Origin of the sequence: Hyphobacterium indicum, assembly GCF_003129605.1 — a bacterium.
GTDB lineage: Bacteria > Pseudomonadota > Alphaproteobacteria > Caulobacterales > Maricaulaceae > Hyphobacterium > Hyphobacterium indicum.
In genome coordinates, this window is the sequence record NZ_QBDX01000001.1 from 760427 (window position 1) to 781310 (window position 20884).

Consider the following 20884-nt stretch of genomic DNA (forward strand, 5'->3'; position numbering starts at 1 on the left):
AGGTCCGGACTCTAGTCGTCTTCATTGCGGCGGGAGTCGTCTTCACTACCCGGCATATTGGACAGAAGATCCTTCCAGCGCCAGCCGGGTTCCCCGGCGCGGCCCTTTTCCGGGAAGGAAATCGTATCGCGCTTGGGCGTGTCCGGTTGTTTCGCAGGGGTTTCGTCAGCCTCCGGATCTGCCTTCGCCTTTCGGCCAGACAGCGGATTGGGCACTTCATTGCCCGGCAGATCAAGCGCCCGGCGGCCACCCGCGACCGATCCCATTTTCAGCATGAAGTCACTGAGCAATTCGTAATTCTGACGAATGCGGGACTGGAAGGCGGAATCAAATTCCTGGGCTTCCTCGGCCGCCGCCATCGCCGCCGCATTGAGACCCTCCAGACCGCGGCGCAGCGCATCGGAGGCTTCTTGCGCCCGCAACTGGGCGGCGGCGGGCAATTCTGCCAGCTTGTCGGTCAGTTTTTCGATCTCGCGCTCAATGGTCCGGGATTCTTCGCGCGCGGACTCCAGCACGGAGGCGAGACGCCGCTTGACCGACTCCGACGCTTCATCAGCGGCCAGCGCGGCCCGTGAGGTCAGTTTTTCAGCTTCCTTGAGGCGCGCCTCGAAACTTTCATCGGCCTTGCGGGCGGCGTCGAAGGCCTTCTCGTTGATCTCCTCGATACGGGACGACACCATCCGCGTTTGCTGGTCGAGCGCGGCTGTCGCAGCCTCCGATGCAGCTCCGGCATTCTCTGCGGCAGCCTGCAGGGCTTCCAGCGCCTCGCGATGGGCATCGCCTGCCTTCTCGGATTCCTGCCGCACCTGGTCGGCCATTTTCCGGGCACGCTCCAGAGCGGCATCGACGGTGTCGCTGAACGTGCCGGCCCCCAGCTTCGCTGCGTCATTGAGGGCGTCGGCGCCCTCGCGCGCCGTCTTCGCCATCACGTCCAGCTCGGCGCGATGGAAATCCAGCGCGGCGGCGATTTTCTCCTGCTCCTTGCGCAGGCCTTCACCGGCTTCACCGAGGCGCTCCTTGTGGCGTTGATAGGCGGATTCCAGTTCGCTTGTGCGCTCATCCAGCAGGGAGGATATTTCACGCAATTCAGCAACGCGCGCATCCATTTTGCCCGCGGCCGATTGCGCGCTGTCGGAAATCAGATTGCCGGCACCCGAAAGCGCCTCCACGCTGTCACGCAATTTCTTCTCGGCATCACTCGCCGTTTCACCGGCCAGCTCTGCGGCCGCCGCCACCATGCGGGACTGGTCGGTAATCGCCGCCGCGATCAGTGCCGCCTTGTCGTCCATGGAATCCGACACCTCCTGCAGGCGTTCGCGCTCACTGCGCAGGGATTGCAGAAGATATTCGGCCCGGTCGCGGGCATCTCCGGCCGATTGTTCCAGCGTGTCGGCATGATGGCGGATGACCTCTTCCATCGCGGCAAGACGGGCGAGGGCGCTTTCCAGCGAGGAATTGATGCGGTCGATTTCACCGGTAATCGCGCCGGACAGGCTGCGCACTTCCGCTTCGGCGGCTTCCGCCGGTGCTGCCAGCCGCGCCAGGGCGGATTCGACACCGCGGGTCCGGTCAACCGTCTGGCGCAATTCACGGATGATCAGGGCCGCCATGATGAAGAGCAGGGCCGGCCCGAGCGCAAATATCGCCAGTCCCGCCAGCTGCGCCGGCGTGTGGGCCGCCAGCGGATTGGTCAGATCGACGCCGGCATAGGCGGTCAGATAGGCCACGGTCCCGGCCGCCCAGATCAGTGCGGCGGTAAACCCGAAGAAAATATACCAGCCATGGCGGCGTGCCGGCGGCAGCCCCGCCGGAGCCCGCAAGCGCCGGTCATGATCCACATCGCCCTGGCTGTGCGGCTCCGAGAAAGATGCCATCAGCGCTTCGCTGGAAGGGGTCCGCTCGCGGGTTTCGGTATCGGCCATGGTGTGCGCCATCATCCTTGCATGCAAAAAATCCCGCAATCACGACGGGGTCTGCCTTCTTAGCGCAGCTTTTTCATTATTCGAAGGGCGCGAGTCGGTTCTGCCGGAATCAGATGCGGAAAACCCGCGTGTCGGTCTCTTCGCCGGCCTCGAAGGAGGCACAACCGGCCTCGGCCGGAGCCGCTGCCTCGACGTCCTCGACATAGTGGACCGCGATCAGGTCGATGGACATGTCACAGGCTTCCGGAGCGGTATAGCTCAGCCCCAGCAACATCATGGCACCGCCCGCCACCCATTCGATCAGCATCATCAGGAATTGCAACATCGGTCCCTCGCACCGAAAAAATCATCTATCGCCTCTATAAACATGCTCTATGGCTTGAAACAGGGGGACAATTCAATTCACAATCCCGTTTCGGGACGTGAAATATTGGTAAGAATGCCCATAAGACAGGACAGGGGAACCAACATGACAGCTGCGGCACCGAAGCTGGAACGCTTTTCGTCTATCGACACGCTGCGCGGCGTTGCTGTGCTCGGAATTCTGATGATGAATATCCAGGCGTTCGCCATGCACGCCAACGCCTATCAGTATCCGCTCGCACACATGGATTTCACCGGAGCCAACCAGACAGTCTGGTGGATCGCATTCACATTTTTCGAGGTGAAATTCATCACCATATTCTCGACCCTGTTCGGCGCCGGTATCGCCCTGATGCTCGGCGACGACCGCAGTCAGGGAACACGCCAGCACTACCCGCGCATGCTGTGGCTTTTGGCGTTTGGCCTCGTCCACGCCTACATCTTCTGGTTCGGTGATATCCTCGTGGCCTACGCGCTGGTCGGCATGGTGGCGGTGCTGCTTCGGGGACTGCCGGTTGCAAAACTCTTATTCTGGGGCCTGTTCGCAATCGCGATCAACGGGCTGATTTTCATCGGGATATTCTCCACCTTCAATCTCATTCCCGGCGAGATCGACCCTGTCGCCATGGGAATGGCGCCATCCGCGGAAGATTTGCAGGACACGGTAGCGCTTTATCAGGCGGGCTTCATCGACCGGTTGCCTTACAATGCCGGCTTTGCCGCCCTGGGTCAGGTCATGGGGCTGATCTTTTTCGGTGCCCGTACTTTCGGCCTGATGCTGATCGGTATGGCCCTGTTCAAGTCGGGATTTCTCACCGCCCGCTGGTCAATGCCCATATATCTGTTGTGTGCGGCCATCGGTCTGGGTGTTGGATTGCCGATTGCCGGCTGGGCCGGAAATGCCGCGATTGCGGACAATTTCGACCTCGCGCATATGTGGAAGCATCAGGGGGCAAACTATGTCGCCAGCCTCTTTGTCTCTTTCGGCTATGCCTCGGTGGTGATGCTGCTCAGCAAGATCAGCGCGTTCAAACTGATCCTTTATCCGTTTACCGCTGCCGGACGCATGGCCTTCACCAACTATCTGAGCCAGACCCTGATCATGACCTATCTGTTTGTCGGCCCGCCGGGGCTGGGCTGGTTCGGCACACTGGAACGCGTGGAGCAGGCCCAGCTGGTGGTGACGGTCTGGGTCGGCCAGCTCATCTTCTCGGTGCTCTGGCTCAGCCTTTTCCGCTTCGGCCCGTTTGAATGGCTGTGGCGCTCGCTGACCTATGGACGCCTGCAGCCGATCCTGAAATCCCGGGATGCGGTGCCGGCCGCGGGGCCGCCGGGCGGCTAGCGTTCGTCTTCGGGTGCGTCCGGCTGGTTCTCCGGCCGGGCCGCCTCGAAAGCCGGATGGGCACGCGCGGCTTCATCAGCCGCCACAAGACGGGGGAAAGCGTCCAGCGCCAGGCCGAAGCGCCGCGCATTATACATTTGCGGCACCAGATAGACGTCCGCCATCGTTGGCTGGGGACCCCAAAGATAGGGCCCTGCGCGATTGTCGGCCTCGGTCATCTTTTCCAGAGCCGCAAATCCATCCCCGATCCAGCGCTGGCACCAGGCCGTCACGCCATCACCATCCTGTCCGAATCCGGTGCGCAGATATTGCAGGATGCGCAAATTCTGAATCGGATGAATGTCGCAGCCGATGACGGCGGCATAGGCCCGGATCCGGGCCCGCTCGGCCGGTGTGCCGGGCAGAAGCGGCGGTTCCGGATGGGTCTCTTCCAGATATTCCAGAATCGCCGGTGACTGGATCAGCCGCGCGCCGTCAATCTCCAGCAGCGGGACAAGCCCTTGCGGATTGAGCGCCCTGTAGGCGTCCCCGCGTTGATCACCCGCCTTCAGATTGACCGGTACCTGGTCATAATCGAGGCCTTTGAAATTCATCGCGATGCGCAAGCGGTAACTCGTGCCCGAGCGCCAGTATCCATGCAGCAGGGTCATTTGATCAGGCCTTTCGGTCAGTCATGCGGAAGGTCAGGGGCGGCAGCCCCTCAATCGTGGCCTCGACGGTATCGCCGGGCAGCAGGGGACCGACGCCCGAGGGCGTGCCGGTGAACACCAGATCGCCGGGCTGCAGCGTGAAATACTTGCCGATAAGGGCCAGGAGCTCGGGCAGGGACCGGTTCATCTGATTAAGGTCGCCATTCTGTCTGACGGTCCCGTTGACGCTGAGCCGTATGGCTCCGCTTTCGGGCGGCGGCCCCGGGCGCAGCGGCCCGATCACCGCACCATTGTCGAACGCCTTGCCGATTTCCCAGGGACCACCGCGCTTCTTGGCCATCGCCTGCAGATCGCGCCGCGTGAGATCAATCCCGACGCCCGCCGCGATCACGCCGTCCGGGCCGAGAGCGGCCACCATCTCCACCTCATGGTGCAGATCGGTGGTCACCGGCGGGAAAGGCACATCCGGACCGGATGTCAGCGCGCTGGCCGGTTTCATGAACAGGACCGGCTCGACGCTGGTGTCCGTACCGCCCATCTCGCGGATATGATCGGCATAATTCTGGCCGACGCAGAAGATGCGGTTCACCGGGAAACCGGCACCACCTTCAACAGGAATGGCAATGACTGGCGCAGGATCAAACAGATAGTTCATAAACTTCCGCATACCGCCCCTCGAACCCGGCGTCGAGGCGACAATTTAGTTGCAAATGTAACTAAATTCCGTCATTAGGGGGCAGGATTTCGAGGCGCGGGCGCAACGCCCCCTCGCTGTATGCCGACATCAAAGGAGCATGACCATGGCCGATCTTTTTGAAAATCCGCTGGGAACCGACGGGTTCGAATTCGTGGAATATACCGGCCCGGATCCGGATGCGCTGGAAAAACTCTTCCGCGCGATGGGCTTTGCGGCGGTGTCCCGGCACAAGTCCAGGGACATCACCCGCTTCAAGCAGGGCGATATCACCTTCCTCCTCAATCGTGAAAAGACCGGGCAGGCTGCCGATTTCGCAAAGCTCCACGGCCAGTCCGCCAACGCCATGGCTTTCCGGGTGAAGGACGCGAAATTCGCCTTTGAAGAAGCCCTGAAGCGCGGGGCCGAAGCCTATGGCGATGGCGTCTGGACCGATACGGACGAAGTTCCGGCCCTCAAGGGCATTGGCGGTTCAGTGCTCTATCTCGTCGACAAATACGGTGCCAAGGGTGACATCTATGGTGATTTCGAACCGACCGGCGAAACCGATACGGGCGGCGTTGGCCTCGAAGTTCTTGACCACCTGACCCACAATGTCGACCAGGGCCAGATGGCCGTCTGGGCCGACTTCTACGAGCGCGTCTTCAACTTCCGCGAAATCCGCTATTTCGACATCAAGGGCAAGAAGACGGGCCTGTTCTCCAAGGCCATGACCGGCCCTTGCGGCAAGCTTCGCATCCCGCTCAATGAAAGCCAGGACGACAAGTCCCAGATCGCCGAATTTCTGCGTGACTACAATGGTGAAGGCATTCAGCACATCGCCCTGACCACGCAGAATATCTACAAGACGGTGGATGCGCTGCGCGAGGCCGGTGTTATCTTCCAGGACACGCCGGACACCTATTACGAGCTGATCGACACCCGCGTACCGGGCCATGGTGAGCCGGTGGACGAGCTGGCAAAGCGGCGCATCCTGCTGGACGGTGATATCGAGAACAAGGAAGGCCTGCTTCTGCAGATCTTCACCCAGACCGTGATCGGTCCGGTCTTTTTCGAGATCATCCAGCGCAAGGGCAATGAGGGCTTCGGCGAGGGCAATTTCAAGGCCCTGTTCGAATCCATCGAGCTTGACCAGCAACGCCGCGGCGTTCTGGCCTAGGCGTTTATGCCCGCGGACGTCACGCTCCGGCTCGAGGCCTATCTGCCTTACCGCCTGTCTGTGGCGTCCAACCGCACCAGCCGCTGGGTCGCCCGCTCCTATGAGGCCCGGTTCGGCCTCTCCATCTGGCAATGGCGGGTGATCGCCGTGCTGGGCGGGGCCGACCGGCTGACCGCCCAAGCGCTCACTGCCTCCACAGCCATGGACAAGGTCACGGTCTCGCGCGCCGTCCGCGCCCTGATTGAACGCGGCCTGGTCGAACGCAAGAAACATCAGAGCGATGGACGATCTGCCCTGCTGGCGCTGACGCCGGCCGGCCGCAGCGTCTATGACGAAGTCGCGCCTGTCGCCTTGCGCCATGAGGCCGCCTTGCTGGACGGGTTCAGCCCGGAAGAGATCCGGCAGCTGACGGATTTGCTGTTGCGGCTGGAAAAACGCGCCGAGGAGCTGGCGGAAGATTAGGCCGGCAGTGTCTTTTCCCTCCCCCTTGATGGGGGAGGTCGCCCGAAGGGCGGGTGGGGGTGGAGATGATCAATCACCCCACCCGGCCGGATCTGATGATCCGTCCACCCTCCCCATCAAGGGGGAGGGGAATTCGTTCGGCTTTTGAGTTTGGAACCCGGTAATCAACCCGGCAGAATGAACAGGGTCAGCCAGTGCGCACGGATGGCGGGCTGGTCCTGCCCCTCCACCTCGACCGTCACATCCCAGTGGCTGAGCCATTGACCCGGCTTGCGTTCTTCCACCTTCGACAGCTTGAAATGCGCGCGGATGCGCTTGCCCACCGGCACGGGAGCTGAAAACCGCACCTTGTCGAAGCCGTAATTCATCGGAATCGCCTTCGGCGGAATGGCGGGCAGGCAGGTCTCACCTAGATGCGAGAGCATGGAGAGCGTGAAATAACCGTGCGCGATCGTGCCACCGAATGGCGTTTCCGCCTTCGAGCGTTCGACATCGACATGGATGAAATTGTGGTCGACGGTCAGGTCGGCGAACCGGTTCACCCGATCCTGGCTCATGTCAAACCAGTCGGATGTAAAGGTCTCGCCTTTCAGCGCGATATAATCCTGAACCTTCATCGATCACTCCTTTACGTGGCGCAGCCAGCCGCGCCTGTCTTCTGTCTTTCCGGAGAAAAGCCCGAAAAACGCCTCCTGAACAGAACGCGTGACCGGATAATCGCCCGTGCCGACATCAAGTCCATCGACTTTCTTGACCGGCGTGACCTCCACGGCGGTGCCGGTAAAGAAGATTTCATCCGCGGTATAGAGCGCTTCGCGGGGCAGGGCCTGTTCCTGCACGCCATGTCCCATATCCGCCAGCAGTTTGATGACCGTATCGCGGGTGATGCCTTTCAGAATGGAGGCTGCCCCCGGCGGCGTGCGGATCACGCCATCCTCGATCAGGAAAAGATTCTCGCCCGAGCCTTCGGACAGGAGGCCGTCTGTGCCAAGACCGATGCCTTCGGCCACACCGCGATCCTTGGCCTCATAACCGATCAGCATGGAAGAGAGATAATTGCCGCCTGCCTTCATGCCCGGCGGGATCGTGTTGGGCGCCAGCCGGTTCCAGCTCGACACCGCCACATCGACGCCGTTTTTCAGCGCCTCCTCTCCCAGATAGGCCCCCCAGGGGAAGGCCGCGATCATCAGATGGATCGGCGTATCGCGCGCCGTCACCCCGACAGAGCCGGCGCCGCGGAAGGCCAGCGGGCGGATATAGCCCGAGGTCAGCTGGTTGTCGCGAACCGCTGCACAGCAGGCTTCGCATACCGTGTCAAAGTCATAGGGGATCTCGATCCGGTACATCCGCGCCGAGCGGTAGAGGCGCTTGATATGATCCTCCAGCCGGAAGATCGCCGGCCCGTCCGGCGTGTCATAGGCGCGGATGCCTTCAAACACGGACGAGCCATAATGCAGGGCATGGCTCATCACATGAACCGTGCAGTCCTCCCAGCGGCGCATCTCGCCATCCATCCAGATATAATCGGCTTTTTTCAACGCGTTTCCTCCTGATGAATGGCTTGTGCCCGAAGAGATACGACAAAACGCCGGAAAGGGGGAGGGGGCAGGACCGGTCCTAGGCTTTCCCGGCCGCGATGGCCTTGACGATCAGCTCGCGCGCGACATCCGCACCTTTCCAGCCCTGCACCTTCACCCATTTATTGGGTTCGAGATCCTTGTAGTGCTGGAAGAAATGGGTGATGCGGGCCAGCTGCGCCGGCAGGATGTCGGAATAGTCCTTCACATCGTCATAATAGGGCGTCAGCTTGTGATGCGGCGCGGCGAGGATTTTCTCGTCCAGCCCGCTTTCATCTTCCATCAGCAAAACGCCAATCGGCCGCGCGCGAACCACACATCCCGGGATCAGCGTGGTCGAGCCGAGCAGCAGCACGTCGATCGGATCGCCATCATCCGACAGGGTGTGCGGGATGAAGCCATAATTGCACGGATAACGCATCGGCGTGTGCAGGAAGCGATCGACGAAGACCGCGCCGGACGCCTTGTCCATCTCGTACTTGATCGGGTCGCCGCCAATCGGCACTTCCACGATCATGTTGAAATCTTCGGGCGGATTCTCACCGATGGAGATGGCGTCGATATTCATGGGAGTCAGTCCTGCATGTGGGAGGAGGCGCGGCATAGCGCCGGAGCCGCATCAGGGCAAGCTTTCAAACTCACGCAGAAGAATGCGGTCGCCGAACTCGGACGCATCGCCATTGGCATCATTCACCGCCAGCCAGAAACGCACCGGCTCCCCGGTGTCACCGGCAATCCAGACCACGGGCCAGACGCCGGCGGACTGCACCGAGCGGATCGACGCGCCATTGGCCTGGGTTGTGGCGGTTATGGCCTCGAACCGGCCGGCGCTGGCGACCAGCTGAAAGCCATTCGTATCAGCGGCCCCGTTATGCTGCCAAAGAGCACACGCGGTCATTGTTAAGACCCGATTGCAAGATCGGCCAGCGCGGCCTCAAGCTCGGGCACGAGGTCGGTACTGTTATCAACAATCCCGGCATCACTGTTGATCTGGAACACCACTGTCACGCCGTGATCGGGATAATGGCGCAGGCTTGAGACATAGCCGGGGATCCAGCCGCCATGGCCCCAGACCGAACCGTGCGATGTGCTCTCATGAATTGCGACACCAGCGCCATATAGAATGCTGGGCGCATCAGGATCGACTGGTACGCTATCCAGCAACCGGTCGAGATAAGGTTGTGTCATGGCCGCGCCTGCGAACAGCAGATGTCCCCAGCGCGCCAGATCGGCTGATGTCGAGGCAAAACCGCCCCCTGCCGATTCTACGACCGGATTCCACAGCAGCCGCCCCGCCGCGTCGGCGGTGCATTCGGGCATGCCGAAGGGGTTTTCGGACGCGACATAGCCCACGGCGAGCCCGGGCAAGTCGCGAAGGCTCGAGGGCATTGTTCCCGTAAGGCCGAGCGGGCCCAGAAAGCGCGTGACCACGGCGTCCTGCCAGGGCCGCCTGGTCGCTTCCTCGATCACCAGCCCGAGCAGGACATAGCCCGTGTCGCTGTAGGCCCATGCAGTACCGGGTTCGAACAGCGGTTCCTCTCCCGTCACGAAGGCCACGAGATGGTCGGGATCGAATTCGCCTTCGTCCGTCGTGAGCTGTGTCCAGTCCTGCTGGAACGCGGGCAGGTGCACATGGTCTGGCAGACCAGACGTGTGGTGCAGGAGATGGTCAATGGTGATGGCATCCGCGTTGGGCAGCGCGTCAAACCATGGCCGGTCTCCTAGATGCGCTGACAACAGATCGGCCCGTGAGAGCAAACCCTCGCTTTCCAGCGCCAGAATCGTCGCCGCGACGAAGCTCTTGCCGATGCTTGCCGCGAGCATTGGTGTTTCGGGCGTCATAGCCCTCACATTCTCAACATCGGCAAGGCCGACCGCTACTGACACCACCGTTCCATCAGGCAGTGCAATTGCAGCGGTTGCACCCGGAAAGGCGTAGCGGACTTGGAAGTCCTCTAGCAACGCCTCCAGTCGCGCTGTGATATCCACGCGCTCCTGCGCCATCAGGGGCGTGGTCGTAATTGCCAACGCTAGAAGACCTGCTGCGATCAAGGCCTTGCGCATGCGATTACTCCACCGCTTTGGGAATTGCGGCCGTCGCACCCGGAATGACCTCGGTCGCCGCCCCTTCACGGGTGAACATCGTGCGACGGTTCCACCACACAACGATGACGGCCACCCCGACGAGGATGATTGTGTCCCAAGGCTGTGCATCGGGCCAGAACGGGTTGATAAGTTGCCAGTGAAACAGCATCGGCCACAGTAGGCTGCCCCGCGCACTGTTGAAGATCGGCGTGACCAGCACCGCAAGTGTCACGTTGCCGATGAAGAAAGGGAGGAAATTCCAGTCGGCATAGACCGTGCTTGACAGAAAGAACGCGGGCAGATGCCATAAGCCCCATGTTGCGCCGATGATCAGGCCCGCCCAGATCGGCGCCATGTGCCGCTGCAACAGGGGCTGCATCACCCCGCGCCAACCGAACTCCTCCATCGGGCCCAGCATCAGCATCATGAACAGGACCGCCATGACCGGGCCGGCCCCTTCGGGTGGCAGCGGCGCCAGAACCGGGCCGCCCTTGATCAGTGAGCCCGCGACGAACACCAGCGGCAGGAAAAGCAGAATGAAGGCAGCCCAACCCAGCGAACATCGCCACAACAGGAGCCGGGATAGGAAAGTGCGGATGCCGGACAAGCCTGAATAAATAAACAGAATGACGAAAGCCGCGATTGCCGGGGACCACGTCGCGAGGAAAAAGAAGGGATGCGAGCCGCTGATCTCGCCGAATATGGCAGCCGCCATTTCGGGGGCGAGTATGTAAACTCCGATCAGCCCCCAAGTGATGAAGAACGTGATGCAGAGAAAAGAAATGAGGGCCGACGACGATATGCTGAATCTGGCTGTCGAATGTTGATCGATTTGCATGGGGTCGGCTCCAAGGACACGATGGGTCGGATCATTGTCGCACAGAAGGACGGGCGGGTCTCCTCATTCGGGATCGTTCATTCCTCTATTCTGATGTCGTCAGGCAAGCTTTCAAATGTCTGCAGAAGAATGCGGTCGCCGAACTCGGACGCATCGCCATTGGCATCATTCACCGCCAGCCAGAAGCGGACCGGCGCGCCGGTTTCATCGGCAATCCAGACCACGGGCCAGACGCCGGCGGACTGCACCGAGCGGATCGACGCGCCATTGGCCTGGGTTGTGGCGGTTATGGCCTCGAACCGGCCGGCGCTGGCGACCAGCTGAAAGCCATTCGTATCACCTGCCCCCGCCAGCGTGACGGTCAGCGCATAGCGTTCGCCCGGCTCGAACCGGGGTGGCAGCCCGTCCAGTGACAGGCGCGGCGAGGCCGCCTCTGCTGCATTCTCCCAGTGGCAGGCGTGACAACTGTCCATGCCCGGCGCACCGGCATGTCCCCAGGGCGCGCCCTCGGGATAGACGTCACCGGCGAACAGAAGCGCCAGCCAGATCACTCCTGCGGCATCACCACGGCGCGGCCGATCGTATTGGTATCGGCCCCGAACCAGATTTCCCCGTTGGGCTCGAAAAACTGCATGTGCCGGATCGTGCCGCCGCCGGAGGGCACCGGCGTTTGCGAGAAGAAGGTTTCGGTGACGGGATCGAAGCCGACAAAATTATTGATCTCCGGCCCGGTCTCGACAAACCAGATGCGGTTTTGTGCATCGACGGCCATGCCATAGGGGCGGCTGTTGTCCGCATTCGGCGCGCGCCATTCCTGCACGCCATTGGTGGCCGGATCGAAAGCGCCGACATACCCTTCGGCATAATCGACATACCAGACATAGCCATTGTCCGTGATGCCGATCCGCCGGGGACGTGTACCCTCGCGCGGCAGCGTGTATTCGGTCAGTTGCAGCGTGTCGGGATGCACTGAGGCGATCTTGTTCGTGCCCAGCAATACCACCCAGACCATGCCATCGGCAGCGATCTCGATGCCATAGGGCCGCGCGCTGTCCGTGGCCACATCGACAATATCGAGCTCGAAGGTCGAGACATCGAGGCGGCCGATCTTGTTGGCGCCCTGTGCGGTAAACCACAGATATTGTCCGCTCTGGTCCATGATCAGCGTGTGCGGATCGCGCGGCACGCCATTGGGCATTTCGACGCGCATGAACTGGCCGGTGTCAGGATCATAACGCCCGATATAGGCATCACGGTTTCCGGCAATCCAGATATGACCCTCGGCATCGACGATCTGGTTGTGCGGTCCGGTTCCGGCCGGAAGGTCGAGGCGGCCGGTCTCGCCGGTGGCCGGTTCCAGCCAGCCGAGATAATCGCCGCGCTGGCCGACAAACCAGACGCGCTCTCCGTCCGCGGTGAAAGGATCGCGCGGACGGGTGTCTTCATGGGGGATGGCCCATTCCTCGATCAGCACATCGTCGGCATCAAGTTGACCCGCATTGGTAAAATCCTGAGCCGCGGCGGGCGCGGCCGCCAGCAGAAAGGCGAGGGGCATAAGGGCAGGGCGCATCAAATCTCTCCATTTCTGGCCAAGGGTTCCGGTAACATCCTAACGCAGGATCCGCCCGGTTTCACGCCCCCCGGGTCGCGCGTAACAGAAACAATGAAAAAGGAGCTCGCATAGCGAGCGATTATGTTGGATTTGGCTAGCCGATAGGGCGATGTCCGCCTTCGCCAAGGCTACGGCGTGACAGCCCTCGCTCGAATTCGACGTGCTGGCTTGCCCAGCCGAAGCTCTCGAAGAGAGCGAAGGCTGGTGCGCCCACAAGGATTCGAACCTTGGACCCGCTGATTAAGAGTCAGCTGCTCTACCAACTGAGCTATAGGCGCACATGGCCGTCGCAGGCGGGGGCTGGCCCCGCTGGAAGGCCGCGGAACATACGCCCCGATTTGACAAAAGCAAGACGGTTTCCACGCCCGGCAAGGAAATCATAACCGCTATGCGCTAGACGCAAGGGCTTCTGACCCGATGCAAGGACTGGCGGCATGATCTTCGACCGCGCCCATCTCCATCAATACACCGCCGGTGATGCGGCGCTGGAAGCCGAGCTGGTCGGCCTGCTGCGCGATCAGGCGGAACGCTGCCTGGGTGCCATGAGCGCGGCGACCGACATGAACGCCTGGAAGGCCGCCGCCCATACGCTGAAAGGCGCGGCGCGCGGGGTCGGAGCGTTCGAGCTGGGCGAGGCGTGTCAGCGCGCCGAAGACGCCCCGCAAGCCGCCTGGCCCATCGCCGTTGTCGAGGTCCGCCGCGCCGCCGATGCCGCGTTCGCCGAAATCGACAGCGTTCTGGCGGCCTAGCCGCGCGTTTTGTCCCAGACGGTAAACTCGTACGCGATCGAGGCTTCCACCAGCGTCTCCCAGACCGGTTCGGCGATGGCGCGGGGCAGGCCGGCGGCATCAGCGGCGACCCCGACCTTGGTCAGGACATCCTGCTTGCGCGCTTCATCGCGCACTGCGCCCCGATCCGGCTTGATCCGCGCCGCGGCCTCCATATAGCCGGTCCGGATCGCAATCAGCCGCACCAGCTCCCGGTCAATTGCGTCCACGCCTTCGCGGACTTCAGGCATGGTCTGGCAGTTTTCGGGGGATTTGACGTCGGGCAATGTCACGGCCTTGTGGTTCGCAATTGAAAGCCTCTCCTTCTATGGCCTTCAGGGCGCAGCGCCAAGTCATTGGCCTGCGGCACGCAGCCGCGTTAGTCTGACCGCCGGAAGTGAGGAGATTCGGGCATGTCGAAAATTACGCTTTACGGCGCATCGAGCAGCGGCAATTGCCTGAAAACCCGCTGGATCGCGGATCTGATGGGCATTGATTATGACTGGCGCGAGATGGATGTCTTCGCCGGTGACACACGGACAGAAGACTTCCTGGCCCTCAACCCCGCCGGGCAGGTGCCCTGCATGGTTCGCGAGGATGGCCGCGTCCTCGCCCAGTCCAATGCCATCATGCTCTATCTCGCCGAAGGCTCTTCGCTCATCCCGGAGGATGCCTTTGACCGCGCCAAGATGATGGAATGGATGTTCTGGGAGCAATATTCCCACGAGCCCGCCATCGCCGTGCGCCGCGCCCAGCTGAAATTCATGAACATCCCCGAAGCCGAGATCGACCCGATGCTGATGCAGAAGGGCCGCCGCGCACTCGGCGTGATGGAATTGCGCCTGATGGCGCGCGATTTCATCGTCGGTGAACGCATGACCCTCGCCGATGTCGCGCTCGTCGCCTATACGCGCGTCGCCCATGAAGGCGGGTTCGATCTGGCGGATTTTCCGGCCGTGCGTTCCTGGGTGCACCGCGTCGAGCGCGAGCTGGGCCTGGAACCGGCGGAGTACGAGAACATCGAACTGGCCTGAAATTGCGCATCTGATTGTTTTTGAAGCTACTTCCCCTCCCATTGATGGGGAGGGCAGACGGCGAAGCCGTCAGGGTGGGGTGATCAACGCGGTGGTTGGCAAGTATTCCCCCACCCCCAACCCCTCCCCACACAGGGGGGAGGGGATCAAGCGCCTGGATACCTACCGCCCCAGCTCCTTCATCGCATTGTCCACCCCCTCCAGGGTCAGGGGGAACATGCGGTGCGGGCCGATAATGTCCTGCACCAGCCGGATGGAATAGGCGTGCTGCCACCATTTTTCCGGTTCCGGATTGAGCCAGACGAGGTCGGGATATTGCGCCGCGATACGGTTGAGCCAGACCGCGCCGGCCTCTTCATTCCAGCTCTCGACCGAACCGCCGGCATGGGTGATTTCATAGGGCGCCATGGAAGCATCGCCGACAATCACGATCTTCCAGTCGCGGCCGTATTTGTGCAGCAAATCCATCGTCGGAATGGTCTCCGACCGGCGGCGGTAATTGGATTTCCACACGCCCTCATAGATGCAGTTGTGGAAGTAATAATATTCCAGATTCTTGAAGGTTGACCGCGCCGCCGAGAATAATTCCTCGCAGGATTTCACATACGGATCCATTGAGCCGCCGACATCGAACAGCACCAGCACCTTGATCGCATTACGGCGTTCCGGCCGCATCTTCACATCCAGCCAGCCCTGCCGTGCGGTGGCATCAATCGTGTGGTCGAGGTCAAACTCCTCGCGTGCGGAATCGCGGGAGAATTTGCGTAAACGCCGCAAAGCGACTTTCAGGTTTCGCGTGCCCAGCTCGCGCTCACCGTCGAGGTCTTTATAGCGGCGTTGCTCCCAGACCTTGGCACCCTTCTTGTGCCGGGACTCGCCGCCGATGCGCACGCCCGCCGGGTTATAGCCGCCATGGCCGAAGGGCGATGTGCCGCCCGTGCCGATCCATTTCGAGCCGCCCTCATGGCGCTTTTCCTGTTCTTCCAGCCGCTGTTTCAGCGTTTCCATCAGCTCCTCGAAAGACAGGGCGTCGAGCGCCTCCATCTCTTCGGGGGTGAGCAGCTTTTCCATCGCCTGGCGCAGCCATTCTGCCGGGATGTCCTCGGTTTCAAACAGGATGGAGAGCGCTTCCACGCCCTTGAAGACATGGCCGAACACCGCATCGAACTTGTCGTAATTGCGCTCGTCCTTCACCAGCGCGGCGCGGCTGACCGAGTAGAAATGGTCGATTTCCGGACGCACCGCGCCCTTGTCCAGCGCTTCCAGAAGCGTCAGATATTCCCGTGTGGTGACCGGGATCTTTGCCGCGCGCAAATGGGTGAAGAACTGGTGGAGCATTACGTCCTTTCGAGGTCTGCTCCGAAAGTAGCGAGAACCCCATAGGGATCAAGCACCGCAAATTCACGATAGCCCCAGGGTTTGGTCTCGATATCGCCATTCGGGTGCACGCAACCGGCCGCCTTCGCCATCTTGTAGAAAGCATCGACATCATCGACATCGAGCCGGCAGGACGTCCATTCGCAGACCTCTTTCCGGTCGGTGAAGAAGTAGTAGAATTCAAATCCATCGCGCTGCACACCGCCGAATTTGCCGTCGTCATAGAGCCAGGTTTTGCAGCCGAATGCCTCTTCCCAGAATTTCAGGCTGACCGTCACATCCAGCGATGGCAGGACAGGCCGAGTGGCCAGAATTTTCGCCATGATCTCCCCCGTTTTTACAGGTGCCAGACTAGCGGCAAGCGGCGCGCGGTCATGTGAATTCGGAGACAGGCTTACGGTGCCATCACCTCAAGTCCCGTTACATCCTGCTGCATCAGCGCGTTTGACGCTGCGGCGATCCGCTCTATCGGCCAGTCCCACCAGGCCAGTGCCAGCATCCGCTCGATATCGGCCTCGGGCAGGCGGTATTTCACCACCTTGGCCGGATTGCCCGCGACGATGGCATAGGGCGGCACGTCAGACGCGACGACGGCCTTGGTGGCGATGATCGCGCCATGGCCGACCGTCACGCCGGGCAGGATCGTCGCATCCCAGCCGATCCAGACATCATGGCCGATCGTGATCCCGCCCTTGTTCGGCCAGGGTCCGGGGTCGGGCGCGCCAAAGGCCTCGCCAAAGATCGGGAAGGGATAGGTGGACAGCCGGTCGGCAAAATGATTGCCGCCATTGAGCACGAAGCTCGCCCCGTGCGCGATGGAGCAGAACTTGCCGATGGTCAGCCGGTCGTCGATGAAGTCGAAAGCGTATTTTATGTTTTCGGCGAAGGCTTCCGGATCATCAAAGCTGTGAAAATAGCTGTAATCCCCGGCGGATGCCTTGGGATGATCCTTCAGGAGCGGTTTCAGGAAAACGATGGACGGGGCGGCCGCGACCGGACGCAGAATGTCGGGGGACAGGGGCATGGAGATGACCTCACAAGCAGGCAGTTCACTGGAATATCTGGTGCTTGCGGGTGGCCCCGGAAGCACGGATCTAGCCGTGCTGAATCATCTCACTCTCCCGATAACAGGAGCGGAATTTACCAGAATCTTTGGCAATGAAAAAGGGCCGCAAAGCACAGGGACAGGGGCGTGCTTTGCGGCCCTGAACCACCCTGAAGCTCGGGGAGAGAGACAGGGTGGGAACCGGGCGGTTTTGCGAGGGGTCAGACGCCCAGTGCAGGATAGTCCAGAGAGCTGTTACGGCGCCTGCGGCGGCGGCGCAGGCGATCCTGCTTTCCGGAATTTTCAATATGAATCTGGTCCTTCACGTCCAGCTTCATCTTTTTCAGCGTTGCGATTTCCAGGCTTTCGGGCAGCGGACGGGACTGTTCTTCGGACAGTTTCTTTTCCAGAGCTGCATGACGGGATTTCAGCGCGGTAAGCCGGCCAAACATTTTGAGTTCCTTTTCTTTTTTTAAACTCGGTTTCAATCGACACGGCTAATATGGGCGACGCCATAACATCAATCAAATCGAATTAAATTTGACAATTAATCGGAAATACCGAATTTAAAACCATGGCCCAACCAACGCTCAAACAACTCTCCGCCCTGATCGCCATCGCCGAGACCGGCCTGTTCCGGACGGCGGCGGAAAAACTGCATGTCAGCCAGCCAGCGCTCAGCGAGCAGATCAGCCAGCTCGAATACCGGCTCGGCGCGCGCCTGCTCGACCGGGACCGGCGTGGAGCGCGGTTGACCCCTGTGGGAGAGGCGATCGCCATCCGGGCCCGGCGCATCCTCGCGGACGTGTCGGAACTGGATTCACTGGTCCGTTCCAGTGCTGAAAACCTAGGCGGACTGATCCGCATGGGCGCGCTGCCGACGCTGGGCCCCTATCTCATGCCCTATGTCGTGCCGGTCCTGCATGCGCGATACCCGGGCCTGCGCCTTTATGTCCGTGAGACCACGGGACAGGCGCTCGAGGACGGTCTCCAGGCCGGGCAATACGATGTTGCGCTGACCGTCGGCGTGACGCCGGGATCGAAACTGTGTGTCCTGCCGCTTTTCGAGGAGCCGCTGAAACTCGGAATCGCCCATGATGACCCGCTGGCCGGCCGGAGCCATATCACCGCCCAGGCGCTGGCCGGCCGCGATGTCCTGACGCTGGAGGACGGGCACCGTCTGACCGAGCAGGTCAAGGCCATCGCCCGGAAATCGGGCGCCACCATTCTCGATGACTATCAGGGCACCAGCCTCGACGGGCTGCGCCAGATGGTCGGCATGGGCATGGGGGTTTCGATCTTCCCGCAGCTCTATGAGCGCAGCGAGATCCGCAATGACCGCGCCGTTGAGGCACGTCCCTTCAACAGCGCCGATGCGATCCGCAAGGTCAGCCTCATCTGGCGCGAGAACAATCCCCGCGAAAAGGACTTCGAGACGCTCGGCGGCATCATCGCGGCCCGGGCGGCAGAATTGCTGGCAGAGGGTTAGACCGAACCGCACTCCGTAACTTGCTGCGGACAGAAGGGTTGATAATATTAGCAATCAGCTTGAATAAATATAGCTATTAGCTAATATCATGTCATGCGGTCGGTGAGTTACACGAAATCCGCGTTGAAAGTGTTGCGGAAGATGCCGCGGCCGGATGCTTTGCGGATTATGGCGAAAGTCGACCAGTTCGCCATTGATCCGGAGAGTCTGGCAAACAATGTGAAGCGGCTGCAGGGAAGCGACTTCATCCGGCTTCGTGTGGGAGACTGGCGGGTGATCATGGACGATCAGGGGGCGGTTCTGGCCGTTCTGAAAATTGGCTCGCGCGGCAGCGTGTACGAATAGGAGAGGGCGATGCAGACGATCAACACCCCGGATGGCGGCACCATGGTGATGCTGGCTCTGGAAGAATACGAAGCCCTGGTCGAAGCCGCCGATATCGCAGAAGGGCAACGCATCCGGCAGCGTCTGGCCTCCGGCGAGGAGGAATTGCTGCCATCCGATATGGTCCGGCGGCTCGTCGCCGGGGAGACGCCGGTCCGGGTCTGGCGGAAGTATCGCGGAATTGCAGCGGCGGACCTGGCCCGTCAGGCTCATCTCAGCCGCGCCTATATCAGCCAGATCGAGACGGGAAAGCGCCAGCCCGGCGTGGCCGCCTTGCGCCGGATCGCCACAGTTCTGAACGCCGATCTTGATGATCTGGTGGGCTAGGCCATCGGCCCCGTAGGCCCGCTCGGCCCTGAAGGCCCGGAGGGGCCGCGCTGTTGCCGCCGGTGCATGAAGGCCAGTTTTTCAAACAGCATCACATCCTGCTCATTCTTCAACAGCGCGCCATGCAGTGGCGGGATGAGCTTGTTCGGATCTTTTTCGGCCAGAAGATCCGGATCGATATCCTCGACCAGCAGGAGTTTCAGCCAGTCCAGCAATTCGGAGGTCGAGGGCTTCTTCTTCAGGCCCGGAACCTCACGGATCTCGAAAAAGGTCTTCAGCGCTTCCGACAACAGCCGGCTTTTCAGATCCGGGAAGTGAACCTGCACGATCTCGCGCATGGTCGCCTCGTCAGGAAAGGCGATATAGTGGAAGAAACAGCGGCGCAGGAAGGCGTCCGGCAATTCCTTCTCATTGTTCGAGGTGATGATGACGATGGGGCGTTTTTCGGCCCGGATGGTCTCGCCGGTCTCGTAGACATGGAATTCCATCCGGTCGAGCTCGAGCAGGAGATCGTTGGGAAACTCGATATCCGCCTTGTCGATCTCGTCAATCAGGAGGACGGGGCGCTCGTCGGCGGTAAACGCCTCCCACAGCTTGCCCTTCCGGATATAGTTGGAAATATCGTTGAAGCGCTCATCGCCCAGCTGGCTGTCGCGCAGGCGCGAGACGGCGTCATATTCATACAGGCCCTGCTGCGCCTTGGTGGTCGATTTCACATGCCATTCGATCAGCTTCGCGCCGGTCGCCTGCGCCACCTGCCGCGCCAGCTCCGTCTTGCCGGTGCCGGGCTCGCCCTTGACCAGCAAGGGCCGCTCCAGCGCGATGGCCGCATTGACCGCTGCCTGCAATTCGCCATCCGCAACATAGCTGTCTGTGCCTTCAAAACGCATGAAACCGGGCTCCCATTGTCTGATCCGGAAGCATAGGGCGGTGAAAAAGCACGTAAAGCTGTGGCTGCCGTTGACGTTGGCGGCAGGTTGGCCGGTCAAAGCAGGAGAGGAGCCGGGCCCTCACGGACATGTGATGGAGGCGGGCCTGATTTCATGTTGGGCCAGGCGCTGGAATATGCTTTCAAAACGGGCAGATGCTCCGGGGCCAGGGGGCGTAGGTCTATGATCATTTTGGATAACATTCAGGCCGTGCCGTACATTGAAGAGGATTGCAGTATGAAGCCCGTTTTGAAAACCATCGGCATCTTCGCCGCCGCTACCATTCTTTCCGTCCCGGCATTCAGCGATGATGCGCAAACGCTGCCATCACCGACTGACCAGTATGATTTCCTGCTCGGCGACTGGGATCTGGAAGCGGCGACCATGCAGCCGGATCAATCATTGATGCCGGGTTCTGGTGTCATGAATGTCTACACCATCCACGAAGGTCAGACCCTGCAGGCCGATATGCGCATTGAATTCGAGAATGGCACGGGCTTTACCGGTTCGGCCATGCGGACCTACGATACCGCTAACGAGAACTGGGCCGTGTCCTGGGTGCCGGCCGGCGCGCAGACCAATGCAGGCGGCGTCGCTATATGGCAGGACGGCCGCATGGTGGAAACCTGGCCTTCCAGCCGGGATCAATTCGGTGCATTCGAGACCACATTGACATTTTCGGACATCACCGAGGATCGCTTCGTCGTGTCCCAGGATCACCATTACATCAACGGCCCGACGATCGAAGGCGTGTGGCGCTACGTCGCCACGCGGCAGGACGACAATGGCGTGGAAAACTAGGTCCCGCTTTTAGACATCAGGCAAATC

At 61.2% G+C, this 20884-nt stretch carries 27 protein-coding genes and 1 tRNA gene; 9 read left to right on the forward strand and 19 right to left on the reverse strand.

Going from position 1 to position 20884, the window contains the following annotated elements; all coding sequences use genetic code 11:
* Positions 1 to 11 precede the first annotated feature (11 nt).
* Both DBR16_RS03735 and DBR16_RS13965 read right to left on the reverse strand, forming a co-directional pair.
* A complete protein-coding gene (locus DBR16_RS03735) occupies positions 12 to 1922 on the reverse strand; it encodes a coiled-coil domain-containing protein (protein ID WP_109259866.1) in 1911 nt (636 codons plus the stop codon).
* Between the two features lie 109 nt (positions 1923 to 2031).
* Positions 2032 to 2247, reverse strand: a complete 216-nt coding sequence (locus DBR16_RS13965) for a hypothetical protein (RefSeq protein WP_161539398.1) — start codon at positions 2245 to 2247, stop codon at positions 2032 to 2034.
* Positions 2248 to 2391: 144 nt separating this feature from the next.
* On the opposite strand from DBR16_RS13965, the gene DBR16_RS03740 reads away from it, so the two are divergent.
* Positions 2392 to 3627 carry a DUF418 domain-containing protein gene (locus tag DBR16_RS03740; RefSeq protein WP_161539399.1) on the forward strand — a complete coding sequence of 412 codons (1236 nt, stop codon included), beginning with the start codon at positions 2392 to 2394 and terminating at the stop codon, positions 3625 to 3627.
* On the opposite strand, the gene maiA is transcribed toward DBR16_RS03740, so the two are convergent.
* Positions 3624 to 4277 (reverse strand): maleylacetoacetate isomerase, encoded by a 654-nt coding sequence (maiA, locus tag DBR16_RS03745; RefSeq protein ID WP_109259868.1) that lies wholly within the window; start codon positions 4275 to 4277, stop codon positions 3624 to 3626. The two genes, DBR16_RS03740 and maiA, sit on opposite strands and share 4 nt — an antisense overlap.
* A gap of 4 nt (positions 4278 to 4281) precedes the next feature.
* On the reverse strand, positions 4282 to 4944 hold the full coding sequence (locus DBR16_RS03750) for a fumarylacetoacetate hydrolase family protein (protein ID WP_233347560.1): 663 nt from the start codon (positions 4942 to 4944) through the stop codon (positions 4282 to 4284).
* A 133-nt stretch (positions 4945 to 5077) separates the two neighbouring features.
* On the opposite strand from DBR16_RS03750, the gene hppD reads away from it, so the two are divergent.
* Both hppD and DBR16_RS03760 read left to right on the forward strand, forming a co-directional pair.
* Positions 5078 to 6130 (forward strand): 4-hydroxyphenylpyruvate dioxygenase, encoded by a 1053-nt coding sequence (gene hppD / locus DBR16_RS03755; RefSeq protein ID WP_109260045.1) that lies wholly within the window; start codon positions 5078 to 5080, stop codon positions 6128 to 6130.
* Positions 6131 to 6136: 6 nt separating this feature from the next.
* Positions 6137 to 6592: a MarR family winged helix-turn-helix transcriptional regulator gene (locus tag DBR16_RS03760; protein ID WP_109259870.1), complete on the forward strand. Its 456-nt coding sequence runs from the start codon at positions 6137 to 6139 to the stop codon at positions 6590 to 6592.
* Positions 6593 to 6756: 164 nt separating this feature from the next.
* Here the strand turns inward: DBR16_RS03760 and DBR16_RS03765 are convergent, their stop codons facing one another.
* From DBR16_RS03765 to DBR16_RS03805, 9 genes are all read right to left on the reverse strand, one after another.
* The gene (locus DBR16_RS03765; RefSeq protein ID WP_109259871.1) at positions 6757 to 7209 is read right to left on the reverse strand and encodes a MaoC family dehydratase; all 453 of its coding nucleotides are present in this window, start codon (positions 7207 to 7209) and stop codon (positions 6757 to 6759) included.
* 3 nt (positions 7210 to 7212) lie between these two features.
* Positions 7213 to 8130 carry a branched-chain amino acid transaminase gene (locus tag DBR16_RS03770; protein WP_109259872.1) on the reverse strand — a complete coding sequence of 306 codons (918 nt, stop codon included), beginning with the start codon at positions 8128 to 8130 and terminating at the stop codon, positions 7213 to 7215.
* Positions 8131 to 8209: 79 nt separating this feature from the next.
* Positions 8210 to 8737: an inorganic diphosphatase gene (gene ppa / locus DBR16_RS03775; protein ID WP_109259873.1), complete on the reverse strand. Its 528-nt coding sequence runs from the start codon at positions 8735 to 8737 to the stop codon at positions 8210 to 8212.
* 51 nt (positions 8738 to 8788) lie between these two features.
* The gene (locus tag DBR16_RS03780; RefSeq protein WP_109259874.1) at positions 8789 to 9067 is read right to left on the reverse strand and encodes a hypothetical protein; all 279 of its coding nucleotides are present in this window, start codon (positions 9065 to 9067) and stop codon (positions 8789 to 8791) included.
* A 2-nt stretch (positions 9068 to 9069) separates the two neighbouring features.
* On the reverse strand, positions 9070 to 10197 hold the full coding sequence (locus DBR16_RS03785) for a serine hydrolase domain-containing protein (RefSeq protein WP_233347561.1): 1128 nt from the start codon (positions 10195 to 10197) through the stop codon (positions 9070 to 9072).
* A gap of 40 nt (positions 10198 to 10237) precedes the next feature.
* The gene (locus tag DBR16_RS03790) at positions 10238 to 11092 is read right to left on the reverse strand and encodes a type II CAAX endopeptidase family protein (protein ID WP_109259876.1); all 855 of its coding nucleotides are present in this window, start codon (positions 11090 to 11092) and stop codon (positions 10238 to 10240) included.
* Positions 11093 to 11169: 77 nt separating this feature from the next.
* Positions 11170 to 11643: a choice-of-anchor V domain-containing protein gene (locus DBR16_RS03795; RefSeq protein WP_109259877.1), complete on the reverse strand. Its 474-nt coding sequence runs from the start codon at positions 11641 to 11643 to the stop codon at positions 11170 to 11172.
* A complete protein-coding gene (locus DBR16_RS03800; protein WP_125184492.1) occupies positions 11640 to 12662 on the reverse strand; it encodes a Vgb family protein in 1023 nt (340 codons plus the stop codon). The genes DBR16_RS03795 and DBR16_RS03800 overlap by 4 nt, the downstream gene beginning before the upstream one ends.
* A 244-nt stretch (positions 12663 to 12906) precedes the next feature.
* Positions 12907 to 12982, reverse strand: a tRNA-Lys gene (locus DBR16_RS03805).
* A gap of 156 nt (positions 12983 to 13138) precedes the next feature.
* Here DBR16_RS03805 and DBR16_RS03810 point away from each other — a divergent pair.
* Entirely contained in the window at positions 13139 to 13453 is a 315-nt protein-coding gene (locus DBR16_RS03810) for an Hpt domain-containing protein (protein WP_109259879.1), read from the forward strand.
* Here the strand turns inward: DBR16_RS03810 and DBR16_RS03815 are convergent.
* On the reverse strand, positions 13450 to 13722 hold the full coding sequence (locus DBR16_RS03815) for a chorismate mutase (protein ID WP_109259880.1): 273 nt from the start codon (positions 13720 to 13722) through the stop codon (positions 13450 to 13452). The genes DBR16_RS03810 and DBR16_RS03815 overlap by 4 nt on opposite strands.
* 162 nt (positions 13723 to 13884) lie before the next feature.
* Here DBR16_RS03815 and DBR16_RS03820 point away from each other — a divergent pair, with 162 nt between their 5' ends.
* A complete protein-coding gene (locus DBR16_RS03820; protein ID WP_109259881.1) occupies positions 13885 to 14505 on the forward strand; it encodes a glutathione S-transferase family protein in 621 nt (206 codons plus the stop codon).
* Between the two features lie 162 nt (positions 14506 to 14667).
* Here the strand turns inward: DBR16_RS03820 and DBR16_RS03825 are convergent, their stop codons facing one another.
* From DBR16_RS03825 to DBR16_RS03840, 4 genes are all read right to left on the reverse strand, one after another.
* The gene (locus DBR16_RS03825; protein ID WP_109259882.1) at positions 14668 to 15843 is read right to left on the reverse strand and encodes a vWA domain-containing protein; all 1176 of its coding nucleotides are present in this window, start codon (positions 15841 to 15843) and stop codon (positions 14668 to 14670) included.
* The gene (locus tag DBR16_RS03830) at positions 15843 to 16205 is read right to left on the reverse strand and encodes a VOC family protein (RefSeq protein WP_109259883.1); all 363 of its coding nucleotides are present in this window, start codon (positions 16203 to 16205) and stop codon (positions 15843 to 15845) included. Before DBR16_RS03830 ends, DBR16_RS03825 begins: the two co-directional genes overlap by 1 nt.
* 71 nt (positions 16206 to 16276) lie before the next feature.
* Positions 16277 to 16906, reverse strand: coding sequence for a CatB-related O-acetyltransferase (locus DBR16_RS03835; protein ID WP_109259884.1), 630 nt, complete (start codon positions 16904 to 16906; stop codon positions 16277 to 16279).
* Positions 16907 to 17148: 242 nt separating this feature from the next.
* Positions 17149 to 17379: a YdcH family protein gene (locus tag DBR16_RS03840; RefSeq protein WP_109259885.1), complete on the reverse strand. Its 231-nt coding sequence runs from the start codon at positions 17377 to 17379 to the stop codon at positions 17149 to 17151.
* Positions 17380 to 17501: 122 nt separating this feature from the next.
* Here DBR16_RS03840 and DBR16_RS03845 point away from each other — a divergent pair, with 122 nt between their 5' ends.
* The 3 genes from DBR16_RS03845 (at position 17502) to DBR16_RS03855 (ending at position 19127) form a co-directional block, all read left to right on the forward strand.
* Positions 17502 to 18416, forward strand: coding sequence for a hydrogen peroxide-inducible genes activator (locus tag DBR16_RS03845; protein ID WP_109259886.1), 915 nt, complete (start codon positions 17502 to 17504; stop codon positions 18414 to 18416).
* A gap of 93 nt (positions 18417 to 18509) precedes the next feature.
* Positions 18510 to 18761 carry a type II toxin-antitoxin system RelE family toxin gene (locus DBR16_RS03850; RefSeq protein WP_109259887.1) on the forward strand — a complete coding sequence of 84 codons (252 nt, stop codon included), beginning with the start codon at positions 18510 to 18512 and terminating at the stop codon, positions 18759 to 18761.
* Positions 18762 to 18770: 9 nt separating this feature from the next.
* Entirely contained in the window at positions 18771 to 19127 is a 357-nt protein-coding gene (locus DBR16_RS03855; RefSeq protein ID WP_109259888.1) for a helix-turn-helix domain-containing protein, read from the forward strand.
* Here the strand turns inward: DBR16_RS03855 and DBR16_RS03860 are convergent.
* Positions 19124 to 20017, reverse strand: coding sequence for an AAA family ATPase (locus tag DBR16_RS03860; protein WP_109259889.1), 894 nt, complete (start codon positions 20015 to 20017; stop codon positions 19124 to 19126). The genes DBR16_RS03855 and DBR16_RS03860 overlap by 4 nt on opposite strands.
* 276 nt (positions 20018 to 20293) lie before the next feature.
* Between DBR16_RS03860 and DBR16_RS03865 the strand changes: the two genes are divergently transcribed.
* Complete coding sequence (locus tag DBR16_RS03865; protein WP_161539400.1) at positions 20294 to 20857, forward strand: DUF1579 family protein; 564 nt, start codon at positions 20294 to 20296, stop codon at positions 20855 to 20857.
* Positions 20858 to 20884: the final 27 nt, after the last annotated feature.

Bases quoted from the DNA above. Each gene is read 5' to 3' on its own strand.
- DBR16_RS03760 (WP_109259870.1), top strand. From the start codon at position 6,137: ATGCCCGCGGACGTCACGCTCCGGCTCGAGGCCTATCTGCCTTACCGC.
- DBR16_RS03850 (WP_109259887.1), top strand. From the start codon at position 18,510: ATGCGGTCGGTGAGTTACACGAAATCCGCGTTGAAAGTGTTGCGGAAG.
- DBR16_RS03825 (WP_109259882.1), bottom strand. From the start codon at position 15,843: ATGCTCCACCAGTTCTTCACCCATTTGCGCGCGGCAAAGATCCCGGTC.
- DBR16_RS03855 (WP_109259888.1), top strand. From the start codon at position 18,771: ATGCAGACGATCAACACCCCGGATGGCGGCACCATGGTGATGCTGGCT.
- ppa (WP_109259873.1), bottom strand. From the start codon at position 8,737: ATGAATATCGACGCCATCTCCATCGGTGAGAATCCGCCCGAAGATTTC.
- DBR16_RS03845 (WP_109259886.1), top strand. From the start codon at position 17,502: ATGGCCCAACCAACGCTCAAACAACTCTCCGCCCTGATCGCCATCGCC.
- DBR16_RS03800 (WP_125184492.1), bottom strand. From the start codon at position 12,662: ATGCGCCCTGCCCTTATGCCCCTCGCCTTTCTGCTGGCGGCCGCGCCC.
- DBR16_RS03840 (WP_109259885.1), bottom strand. From the start codon at position 17,379: ATGTTTGGCCGGCTTACCGCGCTGAAATCCCGTCATGCAGCTCTGGAA.
- DBR16_RS03765 (WP_109259871.1), bottom strand. From the start codon at position 7,209: ATGAAGGTTCAGGATTATATCGCGCTGAAAGGCGAGACCTTTACATCC.
- DBR16_RS03790 (WP_109259876.1), bottom strand. From the start codon at position 11,092: ATGCAAATCGATCAACATTCGACAGCCAGATTCAGCATATCGTCGTCG.
- DBR16_RS03865 (WP_161539400.1), top strand. From the start codon at position 20,294: ATGAAGCCCGTTTTGAAAACCATCGGCATCTTCGCCGCCGCTACCATT.
- DBR16_RS03810 (WP_109259879.1), top strand. From the start codon at position 13,139: ATGATCTTCGACCGCGCCCATCTCCATCAATACACCGCCGGTGATGCG.
- DBR16_RS03860 (WP_109259889.1), bottom strand. From the start codon at position 20,017: ATGCGTTTTGAAGGCACAGACAGCTATGTTGCGGATGGCGAATTGCAG.
- DBR16_RS03815 (WP_109259880.1), bottom strand. From the start codon at position 13,722: ATGCCTGAAGTCCGCGAAGGCGTGGACGCAATTGACCGGGAGCTGGTG.
- DBR16_RS03780 (WP_109259874.1), bottom strand. From the start codon at position 9,067: ATGACCGCGTGTGCTCTTTGGCAGCATAACGGGGCCGCTGATACGAAT.
- DBR16_RS03835 (WP_109259884.1), bottom strand. From the start codon at position 16,906: ATGCCCCTGTCCCCCGACATTCTGCGTCCGGTCGCGGCCGCCCCGTCC.
- DBR16_RS03830 (WP_109259883.1), bottom strand. From the start codon at position 16,205: ATGGCGAAAATTCTGGCCACTCGGCCTGTCCTGCCATCGCTGGATGTG.
- DBR16_RS13965 (WP_161539398.1), bottom strand. From the start codon at position 2,247: ATGTTGCAATTCCTGATGATGCTGATCGAATGGGTGGCGGGCGGTGCC.
- DBR16_RS03735 (WP_109259866.1), bottom strand. From the start codon at position 1,922: ATGGCCGATACCGAAACCCGCGAGCGGACCCCTTCCAGCGAAGCGCTG.
- DBR16_RS03820 (WP_109259881.1), top strand. From the start codon at position 13,885: ATGTCGAAAATTACGCTTTACGGCGCATCGAGCAGCGGCAATTGCCTG.
- hppD (WP_109260045.1), top strand. From the start codon at position 5,078: ATGGCCGATCTTTTTGAAAATCCGCTGGGAACCGACGGGTTCGAATTC.
- DBR16_RS03740 (WP_161539399.1), top strand. From the start codon at position 2,392: ATGACAGCTGCGGCACCGAAGCTGGAACGCTTTTCGTCTATCGACACG.
- DBR16_RS03750 (WP_233347560.1), bottom strand. From the start codon at position 4,944: ATGCGGAAGTTTATGAACTATCTGTTTGATCCTGCGCCAGTCATTGCC.
- maiA (WP_109259868.1), bottom strand. From the start codon at position 4,277: ATGACCCTGCTGCATGGATACTGGCGCTCGGGCACGAGTTACCGCTTG.